Origin of the sequence: Microbacterium sp. (genome assembly GCF_047606385.1) — a bacterium.
GTDB lineage: Bacteria > Actinomycetota > Actinomycetes > Actinomycetales > Microbacteriaceae > Microbacterium.
Window position 1 is genome coordinate 14965 of the sequence record NZ_JASGEL010000018.1, and the last position, 16235, is coordinate 31199.

General features: G+C 72.7%; 12 protein-coding genes. 4 read left to right on the forward strand and 8 right to left on the reverse strand.

Annotation, left to right across the window (positions count from 1 at the left end):
• Positions 1-131 precede the first annotated feature (131 nt).
• Positions 132-1832, forward strand: coding sequence for an amylo-alpha-1,6-glucosidase (locus tag QM626_RS01655; RefSeq protein ID WP_415073274.1), 1701 nt, complete (start codon positions 132-134; stop codon positions 1830-1832).
• A 169-nt stretch (positions 1833-2001) separates the two neighbouring features.
• On the opposite strand, the gene QM626_RS01660 is transcribed toward QM626_RS01655, so the two are convergent.
• From QM626_RS01660 to QM626_RS01675, 4 genes are read right to left on the reverse strand one after another with little or no spacing between them, the layout of a single operon-like run.
• Entirely contained in the window at positions 2002-2949 is a 948-nt protein-coding gene (locus tag QM626_RS01660) for an aldose 1-epimerase family protein (protein ID WP_415073276.1), read from the reverse strand.
• Positions 2949-4451: an L-arabinose isomerase gene (araA, locus tag QM626_RS01665; protein ID WP_415073278.1), complete on the reverse strand. Its 1503-nt coding sequence runs from the start codon at positions 4449-4451 to the stop codon at positions 2949-2951. Before araA ends, QM626_RS01660 begins: the two co-directional genes overlap by 1 nt.
• A 22-nt stretch (positions 4452-4473) precedes the next feature.
• Positions 4474-6060 carry a xylulokinase gene (locus tag QM626_RS01670; protein ID WP_415073280.1) on the reverse strand — a complete coding sequence of 529 codons (1587 nt, stop codon included), beginning with the start codon at positions 6058-6060 and terminating at the stop codon, positions 4474-4476.
• A complete protein-coding gene (locus QM626_RS01675) occupies positions 6057-6752 on the reverse strand; it encodes an L-ribulose-5-phosphate 4-epimerase (protein ID WP_415073282.1) in 696 nt (231 codons plus the stop codon). The genes QM626_RS01670 and QM626_RS01675 overlap by 4 nt, the downstream gene beginning before the upstream one ends.
• 105 nt (positions 6753-6857) lie before the next feature.
• Between QM626_RS01675 and QM626_RS01680 the strand changes: the two genes are divergently transcribed.
• Entirely contained in the window at positions 6858-7877 is a 1020-nt protein-coding gene (locus tag QM626_RS01680) for a substrate-binding domain-containing protein (RefSeq protein ID WP_415073284.1), read from the forward strand.
• A gap of 86 nt (positions 7878-7963) precedes the next feature.
• The gene (locus QM626_RS01685; protein WP_415073286.1) at positions 7964-9445 is read left to right on the forward strand and encodes a L,D-transpeptidase family protein; all 1482 of its coding nucleotides are present in this window, start codon (positions 7964-7966) and stop codon (positions 9443-9445) included.
• A 123-nt stretch (positions 9446-9568) separates the two neighbouring features.
• On the opposite strand, the gene QM626_RS01690 is transcribed toward QM626_RS01685, so the two are convergent.
• Positions 9569-11785 (reverse strand): NADP-dependent isocitrate dehydrogenase, encoded by a 2217-nt coding sequence (locus QM626_RS01690; RefSeq protein WP_415073288.1) that lies wholly within the window; start codon positions 11783-11785, stop codon positions 9569-9571.
• Between the two features lie 119 nt (positions 11786-11904).
• On the opposite strand from QM626_RS01690, the gene QM626_RS01695 reads away from it, so the two are divergent.
• Positions 11905-12357: a GNAT family N-acetyltransferase gene (locus QM626_RS01695; protein ID WP_415073290.1), complete on the forward strand. Its 453-nt coding sequence runs from the start codon at positions 11905-11907 to the stop codon at positions 12355-12357.
• Positions 12358-12370: 13 nt separating this feature from the next.
• On the opposite strand, the gene QM626_RS01700 is transcribed toward QM626_RS01695, so the two are convergent.
• From QM626_RS01700 to QM626_RS01710, 3 genes are all read right to left on the reverse strand, one after another.
• On the reverse strand, positions 12371-14182 hold the full coding sequence (locus QM626_RS01700; protein WP_415073292.1) for an ABC transporter ATP-binding protein: 1812 nt from the start codon (positions 14180-14182) through the stop codon (positions 12371-12373).
• A complete protein-coding gene (locus tag QM626_RS01705) occupies positions 14179-15963 on the reverse strand; it encodes an ABC transporter ATP-binding protein (protein ID WP_415073294.1) in 1785 nt (594 codons plus the stop codon). Before QM626_RS01705 ends, QM626_RS01700 begins: the two co-directional genes overlap by 4 nt.
• Positions 15964-16057: 94 nt before the next feature.
• Positions 16058-16235 (reverse strand): methylated-DNA--[protein]-cysteine S-methyltransferase (locus QM626_RS01710; protein ID WP_415073296.1); only part of this gene is annotated, 178 nt, incomplete at its 5' end.

The following is a 16235-nucleotide window of genomic DNA, read 5'->3' on the forward strand; positions in this document are numbered from 1 at the left end:
TGTTCGGGGCAGGTCCGCAACCGTGACGCCGTGATCGTTCCCTGAGGGGACGGCCCACGCGCTCGCCGCATTCGAACCGGTTCGATGCTAGGGTGGCGCGCGTCCCGGCATCAACGCGGATCTGGAGCCCGATGACCATGCACGACCTTCCGTCCTTCGACATCCGCCACGTTCCGTTCAGCCGCCGCGGAGCGTGGCTGGGGGTCTCTCCCGTGGTCGCCGCCCACCGCACCCACCGCCTCCTCCACCTGGTCTCCCACCGGACCGGCATGCACGCCGTCCTCTCGCTGAGTCCCCTGGTCGCGGGAGCCGCGATCGACGCCGACGTCCGCGCCGACCCGGCCTCGCTCGCCTGGCATCTTCCCGGAGGCGGCGTCGTGCGGGCCGCCTTCGAGCCCGACGGGGCGATGCGGATCCGCGGCACCGCAGGCTCGGGCATGATCCTCGCCGACGCGACGTCGGAGCTCACGCCGTTCACCGGCGTCTACCTGTTCCGCGATCCGCTGGACGGGTCGGCGGTGTTCACGTCGTACGAGACCGGATGCCGCTACCGGGTCACACCGGTGGCGGCTCGGCTCGACCTCGAGGGGGCGGAGGCGCTCGGCGCGGCCGATCGGCGCGTGATCGTCGACGGCGGCGACCGCGACTGGGAGATCGCGGTCGAGGAGTTCGACACCGCCCGGCCGCCCTATTCGACGTCGAGGGGGTTCGACGACCTGGTCGCCCAGACCCGCGCCGAGTTCGCCGAGTACCTCGATGCGATCGCGCCATGGCGTTCGGAGCGGACCCCGGCGGCCGCACTGGCCGGCTACGTGCTCTGGGCGTCCACCGTGTCGGCCGCGGGTTTCCTGCAGCGAGAGTCCGTGCTCATGTCGAAGCACTGGATGGACAAGGTGTGGAGCTGGGATCACTGCTTCAACGCGCTCGCACTGGTCCCGGGGCTCGACGCCTGCGCCTGGGACCAGTTCATGGTCCCGTTCGACCACCAGGAGTCGTCCGGCGCGCTGCCGGACTCCGTCGCCCATTCGGAACGGCTCTACAACTTCGTCAAGCCTCCGATCCACGGCTGGGCGCTCCAACGGATGCGCCGGGCGGGGCTGCGCCTGGACGCCACGCGGCTCCGGATCGCCTACGACCGGCTGAGCCGCTGGACCCGGTTCTGGCTCGACAGCCGGCGCATGCCGGGGAACGCCCTCCCCTCCTACCAGCACGGCAACGACAGCGGGTGGGACAACTCCACCCTCTTCGACCGGGACCGGGTCGTCGAGGCCCCCGATCTCGTCGCCTTCCTCCTGCTCCAGCTCGACGCGCTCGTCGATCTGGCGGCGGAGCTGGGCGAGGACGCGACGAGCTGGCGGACGGCGGCGGAACTGCTTCGCGACGCATGGACCGACCGGCTCTGGCGCGACGGCTTCACGGCACGCGGGGTCTGGAGCGGCGCGGCGAGCAAGCGCACGAGTCTGCTGACGCTGATCCCGCTGGTGGCGAGCGCGCACCTCGACCCGGAGGTCGTCGATGTGCTCGCGGCGGACGTGCGCCGGTTCCTCACGCCGTGGGGGCTGGCCACCGAGACCGTGGACAGTGCGGACTACCAGCCCGACGGCTACTGGCGTGGCCCGATCTGGGCACCCTCGACGCTGCTCATCGAGGACGGGCTGCGCACCGGAGGCCATATCGAGCTCGCGAACGAGGTGAGCGCGCGCTTCCGTCGCCTGTGCGAGGCGTCCGGCTTCGCGGAGAACTTCGACGCCCTGACCGGCGAGGGGCTGCGGGACCGCGCATACACGTGGACCGCGGCGGTCTACCTCGTCCTCGCCCGCGACGCCGTATGAGGCCGGCCCGACTGCCGTGGCGCACGTCACCGTCGCCCGGTGTGTCATAACTCAGTCTGAATTCCCGGGCGGCCGGTGCCGGCGCCCGGAAATCCGGGCCTGCCGGCATCCGGAGCAGCAGCCCAGGCGGAGTTATGACACACCGACGAGCGGACAGAGCCGGCCGGGGTCAGAGGGCGTGGATGCGCCAGGACGCCGTCGCCTCGGCACCCGGCTCCAGCGCCAGCAACCCGGCGTCCCAGTCGTATCGCGCGGCGTTGAACGCGTCCGGTGCGCACGTCATGGGCTCGACGGCGAGGCCGGCCCGGTGCCCCGGCTGCGCCGGCCCCTCGGGCAGGTCGGCGGTGTGGATCTGCACCCACGGGCATGCCGTGCTCCAGGTCATCGCCACGCCCGCCCCGCTCGGATCCGTCAGCCGCACGCTCGCGTTGCCGGCGGCGTCCCGCGCGAGGGCGGTGAACGCGTGGTCGATGCGGGCGGCGCCGATCCGCCGCGGCTCGCGGAAGTCGAACCGCACGGCGTCCGACGACACCGGCGCCGGCGCCACCGGCGCGAGCCGGTCGTCGGTCACCTGGAGCACCTCGGACGCCGGCAGCTCCAGCGTCCACTCGTCCAGCGGCGCGGGGCCGGCGACGAGATACGGGTGCGGGCCCGTGCCGAACGGCGCCGGCTCCTCCCCCGGGTTCGTCGCCCGGACGGACTGGGTGAGCCCGTCCGGGCCCAGCGCGTAGGTCGTCTCGAGCAGCACCCGCCACGGGTAGCCCGCCTGCGGCTCGATGACCGCGGCGAGGGTGACGTGGTCGGGCCCCTTGTCGACGGCGGCGAAGTCGAGCCACGCCGCCAGCCCGTGCAGGGCGTGGCCGCGTTCCGGCTCCGTCAGCGGCAGCCGGTGCGCCGTGCCGCCGAACGCATACCGGCCGTCGACGACGCGGTTCGGCCACGGCGCGAGGGTGGCGCCCCGGTACGCCGGACGCACCTCGTCGAGCCCGAACGGCACGACGAGGTCGCGCCCGGCGTGGACGTAGGAGCGCAGGGACGCCCCGATGCTCGCGACGACGGCCTCCTCGTCGCCGGCACGCAGCACGTGCTGCGTGCCGGAGCGCGGTGTCCGCGACATCACAGGCCCTGCGCGAGCCGGTAGTAGGCCTGGTTCCAGCGCAGCTCCCGGCGGAAGCCGCGCACCGTCGTGTCCTCGTCGATGACGACGAGCTCGGTGCGCGCCATCTCCGCGAAGTCTCGGAACACGTCGACGCCGACGGCGGTGGTCATCACGGTGTGGTGGGCGGCGCCCGCCTCCAGCCAGCATGCGGCGGAGGTCGCGAAGTCGGGCTGCGGCCGCCACACCGCGCGCCCGACGGGGAGCTTCGGCAGGTCGGGCGCCGCGACGTTGTCGACCGCGTTGGCGACCAGCCGGAACCGGTCGCGCATGTCGCTGAGGGCGACCACGACGGCGGGCCCCGGGTCGGCGGTGAACACGAGCCGCACCGGGTCGTCCTTGCCGCCGATGCCCAGCGGATGGATCTCCAGCCGCGGCGTCGCGGTCGTCAGCGAGGGCGCCACCTCGAGCATGTGCGCCCCCAGGATGCGCTCCTCGCCGGGGGTCAGGTCGTAGGTGTAGTCCTCCATGAGGCTCGCGCCGCCGGGCAGGCCCGCCCCCATCACGTTCGCGACGCGCACCAGGATCGCGGTCTTCCAGTCGCCCTCGGCGCCGAAGCCGTAGCCTTCGGCCATCAGCCGCTGCACGGCCAGCCCCGGCAGCTGGCGGAGCGCGCCCAGATCCTCGAACGAGGTCGTGAACGCGCCGAACCCGCCCGCCTCGAGGAAGGAGCGCAGCCCGAGCTCGATCGCGGCGCCGTCCCGCAGGCTCTGGTGCCGCTCGGCGCCGGGACGCAGCTCGGGCGCCACCTCGTAGGTGTCGACGTACTCGTCGACCAGCGTGTCGATGTCGGTCTCGGATGCGGCCGCCACCGCATCCGCCAGCTCGTTCACCCCCCACGTGTTCACCTGCACGCCGAACCGCAGCTCGGCCTCGGTCTTGTCCCCCTCGGTGACCGCGACGTAGCGCATGTTGTCGCCGAAGCGGGCGAGCTTCAGCGTGCGCGCCGCCTGCCAGCCGGCTGCGGCGCGCTGCCACTGGTCGACCTGCCGCCGCACGGCCGGGTTCGACACGTGCCCCACGACGGTCTTGCGCGCGACGCCCAGCCGCGTCTGGATGTATCCGAACTCGCGGTCGCCGTGCGCGGCCTGGTTCAGGTTCATGAAGTCGAAGTCGATCTCGGCCCACGGCAGCTCGACATTGGCCTGCGTGTGCAGGTGCAGCAGCGGCTTGCGCAGCGCGCCCAGCCCGCCGATCCACATCTTGGCCGGGCTGAAGGTGTGCATCCACGCGATCACGCCGATCACCGCGTCGTCGGCGTTGGCATCCAGGGCCAGGCGCCGGATGCCGTCGGGCTCGGTGAGCACGGGCTTCCACACGATCCGCACCGGCAGCCCGGCGAGGCCGGCGGCGACCTGCCGCGACTGCTCGGCCACCTGCCGCAGCGTGTCCTCGCCGTAGAGGGTCTGACTGCCGGTGGCGAACCAGACCTCGTAGGCGTCGAGCGAGGTGTTCAGTGTCATGGGCGGATCCTCGGTCGGGGGGTCAGAGGGCGGTGACGGCGGCGGCCTCGACCGCGAGGCCGGAGCGGTAGCGCTCCAGGTAGGCGGCGTAGCCGGCGACGTCGTCGGGGTCGGGGGATGCGAGCTCGCCGTCGGCGCCGCGGAAGACGTGCTCGTCGAGGTAGCGGCCGAGTCCCGCCCGCGGCGAGAGCAGGTACGCCGCCAGCACGGCGATGCCCCAGGCGCCGCCCTCGGCGGCGGTCTCCCCGACCAGGACCGGGGCGTCCAGCGCGGCCGCCAGGAACCGCTGCGCGACGCCGGCGGTGCGGAAGACGCCGCCGTGCGCGACCATCCGGTCGATGCCGGCGCCCTCCGCCGTGAGCACGCGCATGCCGAGGCTCAGCGTGCCGAACAGGCCGTAGAACTGCGCGCGCATGAGGTTCGCGAGCGTGAGCTCGGCCTCGGGCGTGCGCACGAGCAGCGGCCGCCCCTCATCGAGACCGGCGATCGGCTCGCCCGCGAGGTGGTTGTACGCCAGGATGCCGCCGGCATCCGCGCGGGCGTCGAGCGCCTCCCGCAGCAGCACCTCGAACACGGCGTCGGCGTCGAGGGACGCGCCCGTCGCCTGCGCGAAGCGGCCGAACAGTCCCGCCCACGCGGCCAGCTCGCCGGCGCCGTTGTTGCAGTGGACCATCGCGACCGGGTCGCCCGCCGGGGTGGTCACGAGGTCGAGCTCGTGGTGCACCCGCGTCAGCGGCCGTTCCAGCACCACCATCGCGAAGATGCTCGTGCCCGCGCTGACGTTCCCGGTGCGCGGCGTCACGGCGTTCGTCGCGACCATGCCGGTGCCGGCATCCCCCTCCGGCGGGCACAGCGGGATGCCGGGCCGCAGCGTCGCCGTCGGGTCCAGCAGCGCGGCGCCGGCAGGGCTGAGCGTCCCGGCGTCCTCGCCCGCGTCGAGCACCCGCGGCAGGAGGTCGGCGATGCTGCGCCCCGTCAGCGCGGCCGCGTCGAGCCGGTCGAAGCAGTCGACGAGGCCCTGGTCGTACCGGTGCGTCGCCGGGTCGATCGGGAACATCCCCGACGCGTCGCCGACGCCGAGCACGGCACGGCCGGTGAGCCGCCAGTGCACGTACCCCGCCAGCGTCGTGAGCAGGTGCACGCGGGGCACGTGCGGCTCGCCGTCGAGGACGGCCTGGTGGAAGTGGGCGATCGACCACCGCAGCGGGATGTTCACGCCGAACAGGGCGGTCAGCTCGGCCGCCGCCGCGCCGGTGGTGGTGTTGCGCCAGGTGCGGAACGGGACGAGCAGCTCGCCGTCGGCGTCGAACACGAGGTACCCGTGCATCATCGCCGAGACGCCGATCGCCCCGACGCGCTCGAGCCGCACGCCGTGCCGGCGCTCGACGTCGGCCGCCAGGTCGGCGTAGGCGGCCTGCACGCCCCGCCACACGTCGTCGAGGGCATAGGTCCAGGTGCGGTCCACGAACGCGTTCTGCCATTCGTGGCCGCCGGCCGCCAGCCGGCGGGCGGGCTCGTCGGCATCCACCAGGCACGCCTTGATGCGCGTCGAGCCGAGCTCGATGCCCAGCGTCGTCCGCCCGCGCCGGATCGTCTCGGCGGGGGTCATCGGCGGGCGTCCCCGGCCTGGCCGTACACGTTCTGATACCGCAGGTACAGCGCGTCGACGGTCTCCGGCGGCAGCGGCACGAGCGGTCCCGCCGAGCGGGCGATCTGCACGGTGCGGGCGGCGTCCTCGCACATCACGGCGGCTTTGACGGCGTCCTTCGCGGTCACCCCGATCGTGAACGGACCGTGGTTCTGCATCAGCACGGCCCGGCTGCGGTGACCCCGCAGGGTCTGCACGATGCCGCGCCCGATCGAGTCGTCGCCGATGATCGCGAGCGGGCCCACCGGGATCGGGCCGCCGAACTCGTCGGCCATGCCCGTGATGACGCACGGGATCTCCTCGCCGCGCGCCGCCCAGGCGACGGCGTACGTCGAGTGGGTGTGCACGACGCCGCCGACCTCGGGCATGTGCCGGTACACGTAGGCGTGGGCGGCGGTGTCGCTGGACGGGCTGCGCTCGCTGCCCGGGGTGCCCGGCACGACCCGGCCGTCGAGGTCGCAGAGGATCATGCTCTCGGGCGTGAGGTCGTCGTACGACACCCCGGAGGGCTTGATCACGAACAGGTCGGCGCCGGGGACCCGGCCCGAGACGTTGCCGCCGGTCCACACCACCAGTCCGTAGCGCACGAGCTCGGCGTGGAGCGCGGCCACCTCGGCGCGCGGGCGGGCGATCGCGTCGTCGTGGATCGTCATCGACTCTTCTCCGGTTCGGGGGACGACAGAATGTTAGCGGTAACATTACGCGAGGTGCAATGCGGCCGGACTGCGAGGGTCCGAGGGGCGGAGGGGAACGACCGGATGACGGAGAACGCGACGGGCCGCACCGCCAAGCCGAGCATCTACGACGTCGCCCGGCTCGCGGGCGTCTCGCATCAGACGGTCTCACGGGTGCTCAACGGACACCCGAACATCAGGGAGTCCACCCGGGCCCGGGTCGAGGCGGCCATGGCGGAGATCCGCTACACGCCCAACTCCATCGCCCGGGCGCTCGCGACCCGCCGCACCCGGCGCATCGGCGTGCTCGTGGACCGGCCGGAGCAGTACGGGCCCGGCAGCACGCTGCGCGGCATCGAGGAGGCGGCGCGCGCCGCCGGCTACACCGTGAGCGCATCCACCGTGGCGGACGCCCCGGATCTCGGCACGGACGCCGGGGTGGCGCACCTGCGCATGCAGGGCGTCGACGCCCTCTGCGTCATCGCGCCGCGCTACTCCACCATCGCCGACCTCACGCGCGCGGCGCACGACCTGCCCACGCTGCTCGTGACGGCGGAGCCGGCCGACGGCGTCCTCACCGTCGCGGTGGACCAGTACGCCGGCGCCGCGCGCGCCGTCGACCACCTCCTCTCGCTCGGTCACCGCGACATCCTGCATCTCGGCGGCCCCCTCGACTGGGTCGACGCCCGGGTGCGCTCCCGGGCCTGGTCCGATCGCCTCGCCGCGGCCGGTCTGCCGGCCCGCCCGCCCGTCATCGGCGACTGGACGAGCGACTTCGGCTACGAGGTCGGACGCCGTCCGGGCGCGCTGGGGCAGGCGACGGCCGTGTTCGCCGCCAACGACCAGATGGCGCTCGGCCTGCTGCACGGACTGCACGAGCGCGGCCTGCGCGTGCCCGACGACGTCAGTGTCATCGGCTTCGACGACCTGCCCGACGCGCGTCATCTCCTGCCGCCGCTGTCGACCGTGCGGCAGGACTTCCACGCGCTGGGGGCCCTCAGCCTGACCTCCCTCATCGCCTCGCTGGACCGGCCGGTGGCCAGCAGCATGATCGAGCCCGAGCTGGTCGTGCGCGCCTCCACCGGCCCTCGCGCCTCGGCCTGACCCGAGACGTGACGAGAACGTTGTGCGCCGCACCCGTGCGCGCGCATACCATGGATGGACGACACTCCACAACAGAGAGATCCCCCGTGAGCGATCAGACGCCGACCCCGCCGACCGCCGACGCGGCCGACCCCGCGACGTCTGCCGACGCGCCGGACGCCCCGACATCCGCCGACGCGCCGGTCTACGCCTGGGCCCCGGTCGAGCCGAAGCCGAGGAAGAAGCACCTCGGGCTGTGGCTCGGCATCCCCGGCGGCGTGCTCGCCGTCGCCGCGGTCGCGACCTCTCTCGTGCTGATCGCCCCCGGCACCGCGGTCGCCGGGGTGACGATCGGCGGGATGACCGCGGGCGCCGCCGCGGAGGCGCTCACCTCGCGCCTGGCGGCGACGACGATCCAGCTCGCCACCTCCGACGGCGAGGTCACCCTCACCGGCGCCGAGCTGGGCGCGACGATCGACGCCGACGCGCTCGCGCAGCAGGCCTACGCGCAGCATCCGATGTGGAATCTCGCCCAGTGGAACGCCGAGCCCCTCACCGCGACCGTGACCCTCGACGCCGCCACCGCCGAACAGGCGCTGCAGGACGCCGATCCCGAGGCGTACGCGGACGCCGCCGACGCCGCCGTCTCCTTCGACGCGGCCTCGGCGAGCTACGTGGTGTCGCCGGCCACCGACGGGCAGGGCATCGATCTGGAGACCGTGCGCTCGGCGGTGGAGTCCGCGTTCAACGCGGGTCCCGCCACGACGATCTCTGTCGGCGACGAGACCGTCGCCGTCGCCGCCGACGTCACGACCGACGAGGCCACGCAGGCCGCGGCGACCCTGAACGGCATGCTCGACGTCGGCGGGTTCTACGTCGGCGACGAGCGCACCGTGCCGATCGACCGCGCGACGCTCGCGTCCTGGCTGACGGTGAGCGTCGCCGACGGCTCCCTGACCCTGTCGGCGGATGCCGACGCCATCCAGGCGACCGTCGACACGCTCCCCGGGCTCGTGAACCGCGACGCGGTGAACGCCACGGTCGTGACGAACTCGGCCGGGACCGTGCTGGAGACACTCGACGACGGCCAGAACGGCCTTGCCCTGGGCGACACCTCGGGCATCGCCGACGCGTTCGCCGCGCGGCTGGCCGCCGGCGACGCGGAGTATCCGCTGTCGGTGACCGAGACCGCGTTCACGACCACGACCGAGTACCGGCACATCGACGTGAACCTCACGACCCAGACCGCGACGCTGTACGCGAACGACCAGGTCGTGCAGAGCTACACGATCTCCTCCGGGCTGAGCCCGAACGTGACGCCGACCGGCGACTTCACGGTGTTCGCGCACGTGCGCGTGCAGGACATGGGGGCCGCCTGCACCGACCCCTCGCGCACCGACAGCTACTGCACCCGCAACGTCCCCTACGTGACGTACTTCGCCCCCGACATCGCGTTCCACGGCGCGTCCGCGTTCCGCAGCGCGCTCGGCTTCCCGCAGAGCCACGGCTGCGTCAACATGTGGAACGACGACGCCGAGTTCGTCTACAACTGGGCGCCCACCGGCACCGAGGTCTCAGTCCACTACTGACCCGCCCGGCGTTCGCGGCGCCCTCCCGCGAGACCGCATCTGCGCGCCGAGACAGTGGGGGGAACCCACGGTCTCGGCGACAGGATGCGGTCTCGCGAGACCGCCGGGAGGACGCGCGGCGCGTCAGATCGCGTCGACGATCGCGTTCAGCGTCGCGGACGGGCGCATGACCGCGGCCACGAGCTCCGGGTCCGGGTGGTAGTAGCCGCCGATATCGACCGGCGAGCCCTGCACGGCCCGCAGCTCGGCGACGATGGTGTCCTCGGCGTCCGCCAGGGACGCGGCGACGGGCGCGAACACGGCTGCGAGCTGCGCGTCCTCGGCCTGCGCGGCGAGCTCCTGCGCCCAGTACAGCGCGAGGTAGAAGTGGCTGCCGCGGTTGTCGATCGCGCCGACCGCGCGGCCCGGCGACCGGTCGTTCTCGAGGAACGTGCCGGTGGCGCGGTCGAGCGTGTCGGCGAGCACCTGCGCCGCCGCGTTGCCGGTGAACCCGGCGTAGTGCTCGAGGGACGCCGCGAGGGCGAAGAACTCGCCGAGCGAGTCCCACCGCAGGAAGTCCTCGGCCAGCAGCTGCTGCACGTGCTTGGGAGCCGAGCCCCCGGCGCCGGTCTCGAACAGGCCCCCGCCGGCGAGCAGCGGCACGATCGAGAGCATCTTGGCGCTCGTGCCGACCTCGAGGATCGGGAACAGGTCGGTGAGGTAGTCGCGCAGCACGTTGCCGGTCACCGAGATGGTGTCCAGCCCCTGACGCAGCCGCGCGAGCGAGTATCGGGTGGCCTCGGCCGGCGGCAGGATCGTCGTGGTCAGGCCCTTGGTGTCGAGCTTGCCGAGGTAGGTCGCGACCTTCGCGATCAGCTGCGCGTCGTGGGCGCGGTTCGCGTCGAGCCAGAATACGGCGGGCGCGCCGGTGGCGCGGGCGCGGCTGACGGCGAGCTTCACCCAGTCGCGCACCGGGATGTCCTTGGTCTGCGTCGCGCGCCAGATGTCGCCGCGCGAGACCTCGTGCTCGATGAGCACCTCGCCCTCGGAGTCGACGATCTGCATCACACCGGCGGCGTGCACCTCGAAGGTCTTGTCGTGGCTGCCGTACTCCTCCGCGGCCTGGGCCATGAGGCCGACGTTGGGCACGGTGCCGATGGTCGCGGGATCCAGCGGACCGTTCGCGATGACGTCGTCGATCGTCGCCTGGTACACGCCGGCGTACGACGAGTCCGGGATGACCGCGAGCGTGTCGGCCTCCGACCCGTCGGCGCCCCACAGCTTGCCGCCGTTGCGGATCAGGGCGGGCATCGAGGCGTCCACGATCACGTCGCTGGGCACGTGCAGGTTCGTGATCCCCCGCTCCGAGTTCACGTACGACAGGCGCGGTCCGCGCTCGATGTCGGCCGCGATCGCCGCGGCGATCTCGTCGCCCCCCTCGACCGCGGGCAGCCCGGTCAGGATGCTGCCGAGCCCGTTGTCGGCCGACAGCCCGGCCGCGGCGATCCGGTCGCCGTAGACGTCGAACACGTCGGCGAAGAACGCCCGCACCACGTGACCGAAGATGAGCGGGTCGCTGACCTTCATCATCGTGGCCTTCAGGTGCAGCGAGTACAGCACGCCCTCGGCCTTCGCGGTCTCGAGCGTGGAGCGCAGGAACGCATCCAGCGCGGCGGCGGAGAGGAACGTCGCGTCCACGATCTCCCCCGGCAGCACCTTCAGGCCCTCCTTGAGCACCGTCACGGCACCGTCGGCGTCCACGTGCCGGATCGTGAGCACGTCGTCGTCCGGGATGACGACGGACTTCTCGTTCGTCGCGAAGTCGTCGTGGCCCATCGTCGCCACCCGCGTCTTCGACCCTGCCGGGAACGGCTTGTTGCGGTGCGGGTGCGAGCGGGCGTAGTTCTTGACCGACAGCGGCGCGCGCCGGTCGCTGTTGCCCTCGCGCAGCACCGGGTTGACCGCGGAGCCCTTGATGCGGTCGTACCGTGCCCGCGTGTTCTGCTCGTCGAGGCTCTGCGGGTCGTCGGGGTAGTCCGGCACGTCGAAGCCCTGCCCCTGCAGCTCGGCGATGGCGGCCTTGAGCTGCGGGATGGATGCCGAGATGTTCGGCAGCTTGATGATGTTCGCCTCGGGCAGGGTGGCGAGGCCCCCGAGCTCCGCCAGCGCGTCGCCGACCTGCTGCTCGGGCGTCAGCCGCTGCGGGAAGGCGGCCAGGATGCGGCCGGCCAGCGAGATGTCACGGGTCTGCAGCGCGACTCCGGCGGGACCCGCGATGGCCTGCACGATCGGCAGGAACGAGGCGGTGGCGAGGGCCGGGGCCTCGTCGGTGTGGGTGTAGATGATCGTGGATTCGGGCACGTGTCGTCTCTCCGTACGGCGGACCGGGTCGGGAGCCACCCTATCGCACACGCCTCCGAATTATCTTGATGTCAAGATACTTCAGCGCATTGGCCCACCGCGGCCGCTAGCCTGTGACCATGACCGAGCTGCGACTGGAAGAACTGTCCGCCGCGACCATCGTCGCCGTGAACTCCATGTCGCTCAAACCCGGCCAGGAGCAGTTCCTCGCGCCGGTCTCCTACGGCGTCGCCGCGACCGTCGTGAACCCGCGCACCAGCTGGCAGCGCGTCGTGCTGGACCGCAACGAGGTCGTCGGCTTCGTCAGCGCCAACTTCGACCCGGACGAGCCGCAGGAGTGGTTCCGGTCGGTGCTGTGGCGCATCAACGTGGACGCCGACGACCAGGGCCGCGGCGTGGGCCGCTTCGCCATCGAGCACCTCAAGGAGGAGGCCCGCTCCCGCGGCATGGACCACGTCGACGTCATCTACGAGGAGGGCTCACAGGGGCCGCAGGCCTTCTTCGAGCGCGTCGGGTTCGTCAGCGTCGGCGAGACGGAGTTCGGCGAGACCGTCGCCCGCGTCACGCTGTAGCCGCCCGCGCCGGTCACACCAGCGAGGCCCGCCAGGCGGCGTGCAGGCGCGCGAACCGTCCGGTGCCGGCGATCAGGGCGGCGGGGGCGTCGTCCTCGACCACCTCGCCGTGCTCCATCACGAGCACGCGGTCCGCGATCGCGACCGTCGAGAGCCGGTGCGCGATGATGATCGCGGTGCGGTCGGACAGCAGCGTCTGCAGCGCCTGCTGCACGAGCCGCTCCCCCGGGATGTCGAGGGACGCGGTGGCCTCGTCGAGGATGAGCACCGCCGGGTCGGCGAGGAACGCGCGGGCGAACGAGATCAGCTGCCGCTGCCCCGCCGAGACGCGGCCGCCGCGCTTGTTCACGTCGGTGTCGTAGCCGTCCGGCAGCGCCTGGATGAACGCGTCGGCGCCGACGGCGCGCGCGGCATCCTGGATCTGCTCGAGGGTCGCGTCGGGCTTGCCGAGCGCGATGTTGTCGGCGACGGTGCCGCTGAACAGGTACGCCTCCTGCGTGACCATCACCACCGCCCGGCGCAGGTCGGCCGCCGAGAGGTCGCGCAGGTCGACGTCGTCCAGTCGGACGCGGCCGGCGGACGGGTCGTAGAACCGGGCGGTGAGCTTCGCGAGGGTCGACTTGCCCGCACCGGTCGTGCCGACCAGCGCCACGGTCTGCCCCGCCGGGATGTCGAGGTCGAACCGCGGCAGGATCGTGCGCCCGTCGCCGTACCCGAACACGACGTCCTCGAAGCTCACGTGCCCGCGGGCCTGCGGCAGCGGGGTCGCGCGCGCCGGCTCCGGCACGCTGGGCTCCTCCTCGAGCACGCCGGACACCTTCTCCAGCGCGGCGGCGGCGGACTGGTACTGGTTCAGGAACATCGCCACCTCCTGCAGCGGCGAGAAGAAGTTGCGCACGTACAGCACGGCGGCCAACAGCACGCCGACCTCCATGCCGCCCGCGGCCACGCGCAGGCCGCCCCAGGCGAGCACGACCGCCAGCGTGACGGCCGAGACCGCCATCAGTCCGGGCTCGAACGTTCCGAACAGCTTCATCGAGCGCATGTTGACGTCGCGGTAGCGGGCGCTCAGCTCCCCGAACTCGACGTCGTCGCGCTGCTCGGTGCGGAACGCCTTCACGGCGCGGATGCCGGTCATCCGCTCCACGAACATCACGATGACCTGCGCGCTGACCACACGCGAGGCGCGGTACGTCTCCTGCGAGCGACGGTGGAACCAGCGCATCAGCAGGCTCAGCGGCGCGCCCATGACGACCAGCACCAGGCCGGACTGCCAGTCCACCGCCAGCAGCGCGATCAGGGTGAACCCGCCGTAGAGCACCCCGGAGACGAGCTCGTTCAATCCGCCGTCGAGCAGCTCGCGGATGGCGTCGAGGTCGCTGGTCTGCCGGGAGATGATGCGCCCCGAGGTGTACGACTCGTGGAACTCCAGGCTGAGCCGCTGCGTGTGCCGGAAGATGCGGGTCCGCAGGTCGAGCATGATCGCCTGCGTGAGACGCGCGGCGACCACGACATACCAGCCGATGAGCACGGCGCCGCCGATCGCGCTGACGATGTAGACGGCGAACACGACGATCGTCGGCATCCAGTCGGCGGCATCGAGGACGGCGGGCAGCGCGCTGTCGATCCCGTAGGCGATCAGGGCGGGGCCGAGCACCCGCAGCCCGGTGGAGACGACGAGCACGACCGCCGCCAGCACGAGCCGAGCGCGCACGGGGTGCACGAGCGCGCCCAGCAGTCGCAGCGACCGGCGGCGGATCTGACGGCTCTCGGCGCGCGTGTAGTCGGTGCGGTCCTCGCCGCCGGTGCCGGTGACGGTGCTCATCGGGTCGCCTCCGCAGCGTCCAGGCTGGAGATCACGTATCGGTAGTGGGCGCTCGTGCGCAGCAGGTCGGTGTGGGGACCGACCGCCGTGATCCGCCCGTCCTCGAGCAGGGCGACGCGGTCGGCGAGCGCGACGGTCGAGGGCCGGTGCGCGACGATGAGCGCGGTGGTCCCCTGAAGCACGCGCCGCAGCCCGGCCTCGACGAGCGCCTCGGTGTCGACGTCGAGGGCCGACAGCGGGTCGTCGAGCACGAGCACCGCCGGCCGCGCGGCGACGGCGCGAGCGAGCGCGAGCCGTTGCCGCTGCCCCCCGGACAGGCTCAGCCCCTCCTCGCCGATGACGGTGTCCACGCCCTCTGGCAGCGTGTCGGCGAAGCCGGCCTGCGCGACCTCGAGCGCTTCGCGCAGCAGCGCGTCGGCGGCGTCCGAGGCGGGGTCGAGGTCGTCGCGGCCGAGCAGCACGTTCTGTCGCACGCTCGAGGAGAACAGCGTGGCGTCCTCGAACGCGGTCGACACGTGGGTGCGCAGCTCCCGCAGGGTGAGGTCGCGGATGTCGACGCCGTCGAGGGTGATCCGCCCGCCGGTCACGTCGTACAGGCGGGTGGGCAGGGTCGTCAGCGTCGTCTTGCCGGAGCCGGTCAGACCGACCAGGGCCACGGTCTCGCCGGGCTCGAGCACGAGGTCGACGCCGTCGAGGAGATCGCGGGAGGATGCCGCGGCGTCCTGGTACCGGAAGTGCACGTCCTCGAACGCGAGGCGTCCGCGGGGGCGGTCGAGGGCGACCGGGCGGGCCGGGTCCGTGATCGTGACCGGCTCGTCGAGCACCTCGAACACGCGGTCGGTCGCGGTGCGCGCGTCCAGGAGGAACGAGAACAGGAACCCGATCGACTCCATCGGCCAGCGCAGCACGGTGGCCATGGCGAAGAACGCGAACAGCTCGGCGACCTGCAGCTGGCCGACGGCGGTGAGCCAGATCCCGGTGAGCAGGCACAGCGCGAAGGCGATGTCGGGCAGCAGGGTGAGCCAGAACCAGATCCAGCCGACGGATGCCGCCTTGCGCAGCTCGGTGCGCCGCAGCGTCTCGGCCTGGCGGGTGAACTTCGCCAGGGCGTGGCCGCCGCGGCCGAACGCCTTGAGCACGCGGATGCCGTGGACGCTCTCCTCGACGGCGGTGGCGAGGTCGCCGGCCTGGTCCTGGCTCTGCCGGGTCAGCAGCCCGTAGCTCTTCTCGAACCGGAAGCCCGCGTACCACAGCGGCGCGGAGCACAGCAGGAACACGGCGCCCAGCGCCCAGTGCCAGCGGAACAGCACGAGCGTGCCGATGGCGATCGTGAGCAGGTTGACCACGAGCATGATGAGGCCGAACGCGAGCCACCGGCGGATCAGGCTGATGTCCTGCATCATGCGGCTGAGCAGCTGGCCGGACTGCCACCGGTCGTGGAACGCGACCGGCAGCCGCTCCAGGCGCGAGGTGAAGGTCGTGCGCATCGCGTACTCGATGCGGGTGGACGGCGAGAGCACGAACCAGCGCCGCAGCCACACGAGCCCCGCCTCGGTCAGGCCCAGCGCGAGGATCGCGGCGACGCCGAGCGCGAGCGCGGCCGGGTCGCCGGCGACGGCGGGACCGCCGACCAGCGCCTCGAGAACCAGCGGGATGGCGAGCGAGACCAGCGCGGCGGCGAGCGCGCTGCCGGCGCCCGCCAGCATCCGGAGCAGGACCGGGCGGGCGAACGGGAGCAGCCGCGCGAGCGCGCGCGGGGTCGAGAGCGTGGAGTGTGACATGTGCCGGGGTGATTCGGGGCGCGCGGAGGCCCACACGCGCGCAGGGGGCTTCGGGGGCGAAGCCCTCCAGCCTAGGCTGAACGTTCGCTGCACGTCAACGCGAGGCCGCCGCCTCGCGTTCGAGCAGGCTCTGCTTGACCGGCAGTCCCCAGGCGAACCCGCCGAGCGCTCCCCCGGTGCGCAGCACCCGGTGGCAGGGCACGAACAGCGCCGGCGCGTTGCGGGCGCACACGGCGGCCGCGGCGCGCACGGCGCGGGGGTTGCCCAGTCGC

Coding starts and splice junctions, on each gene's coding strand:
- QM626_RS01655 (WP_415073274.1), top strand. CDS start 132: ATGACCATGCACGACCTTCCGTCCTTCGACATCCGCCACGTTCCGTTC.
- QM626_RS01660 (WP_415073276.1), bottom strand. CDS start 2,949: ATGTCGCGGACACCGCGCTCCGGCACGCAGCACGTGCTGCGTGCCGGC.
- araA (WP_415073278.1), bottom strand. CDS start 4,451: ATGACACTGAACACCTCGCTCGACGCCTACGAGGTCTGGTTCGCCACC.
- QM626_RS01670 (WP_415073280.1), bottom strand. CDS start 6,060: ATGACCCCCGCCGAGACGATCCGGCGCGGGCGGACGACGCTGGGCATC.
- QM626_RS01675 (WP_415073282.1), bottom strand. CDS start 6,752: ATGACGATCCACGACGACGCGATCGCCCGCCCGCGCGCCGAGGTGGCC.
- QM626_RS01680 (WP_415073284.1), top strand. CDS start 6,858: ATGACGGAGAACGCGACGGGCCGCACCGCCAAGCCGAGCATCTACGAC.
- QM626_RS01695 (WP_415073290.1), top strand. CDS start 11,905: ATGACCGAGCTGCGACTGGAAGAACTGTCCGCCGCGACCATCGTCGCC.
- QM626_RS01700 (WP_415073292.1), bottom strand. CDS start 14,182: ATGAGCACCGTCACCGGCACCGGCGGCGAGGACCGCACCGACTACACG.
- QM626_RS01705 (WP_415073294.1), bottom strand. CDS start 15,963: ATGTCACACTCCACGCTCTCGACCCCGCGCGCGCTCGCGCGGCTGCTC.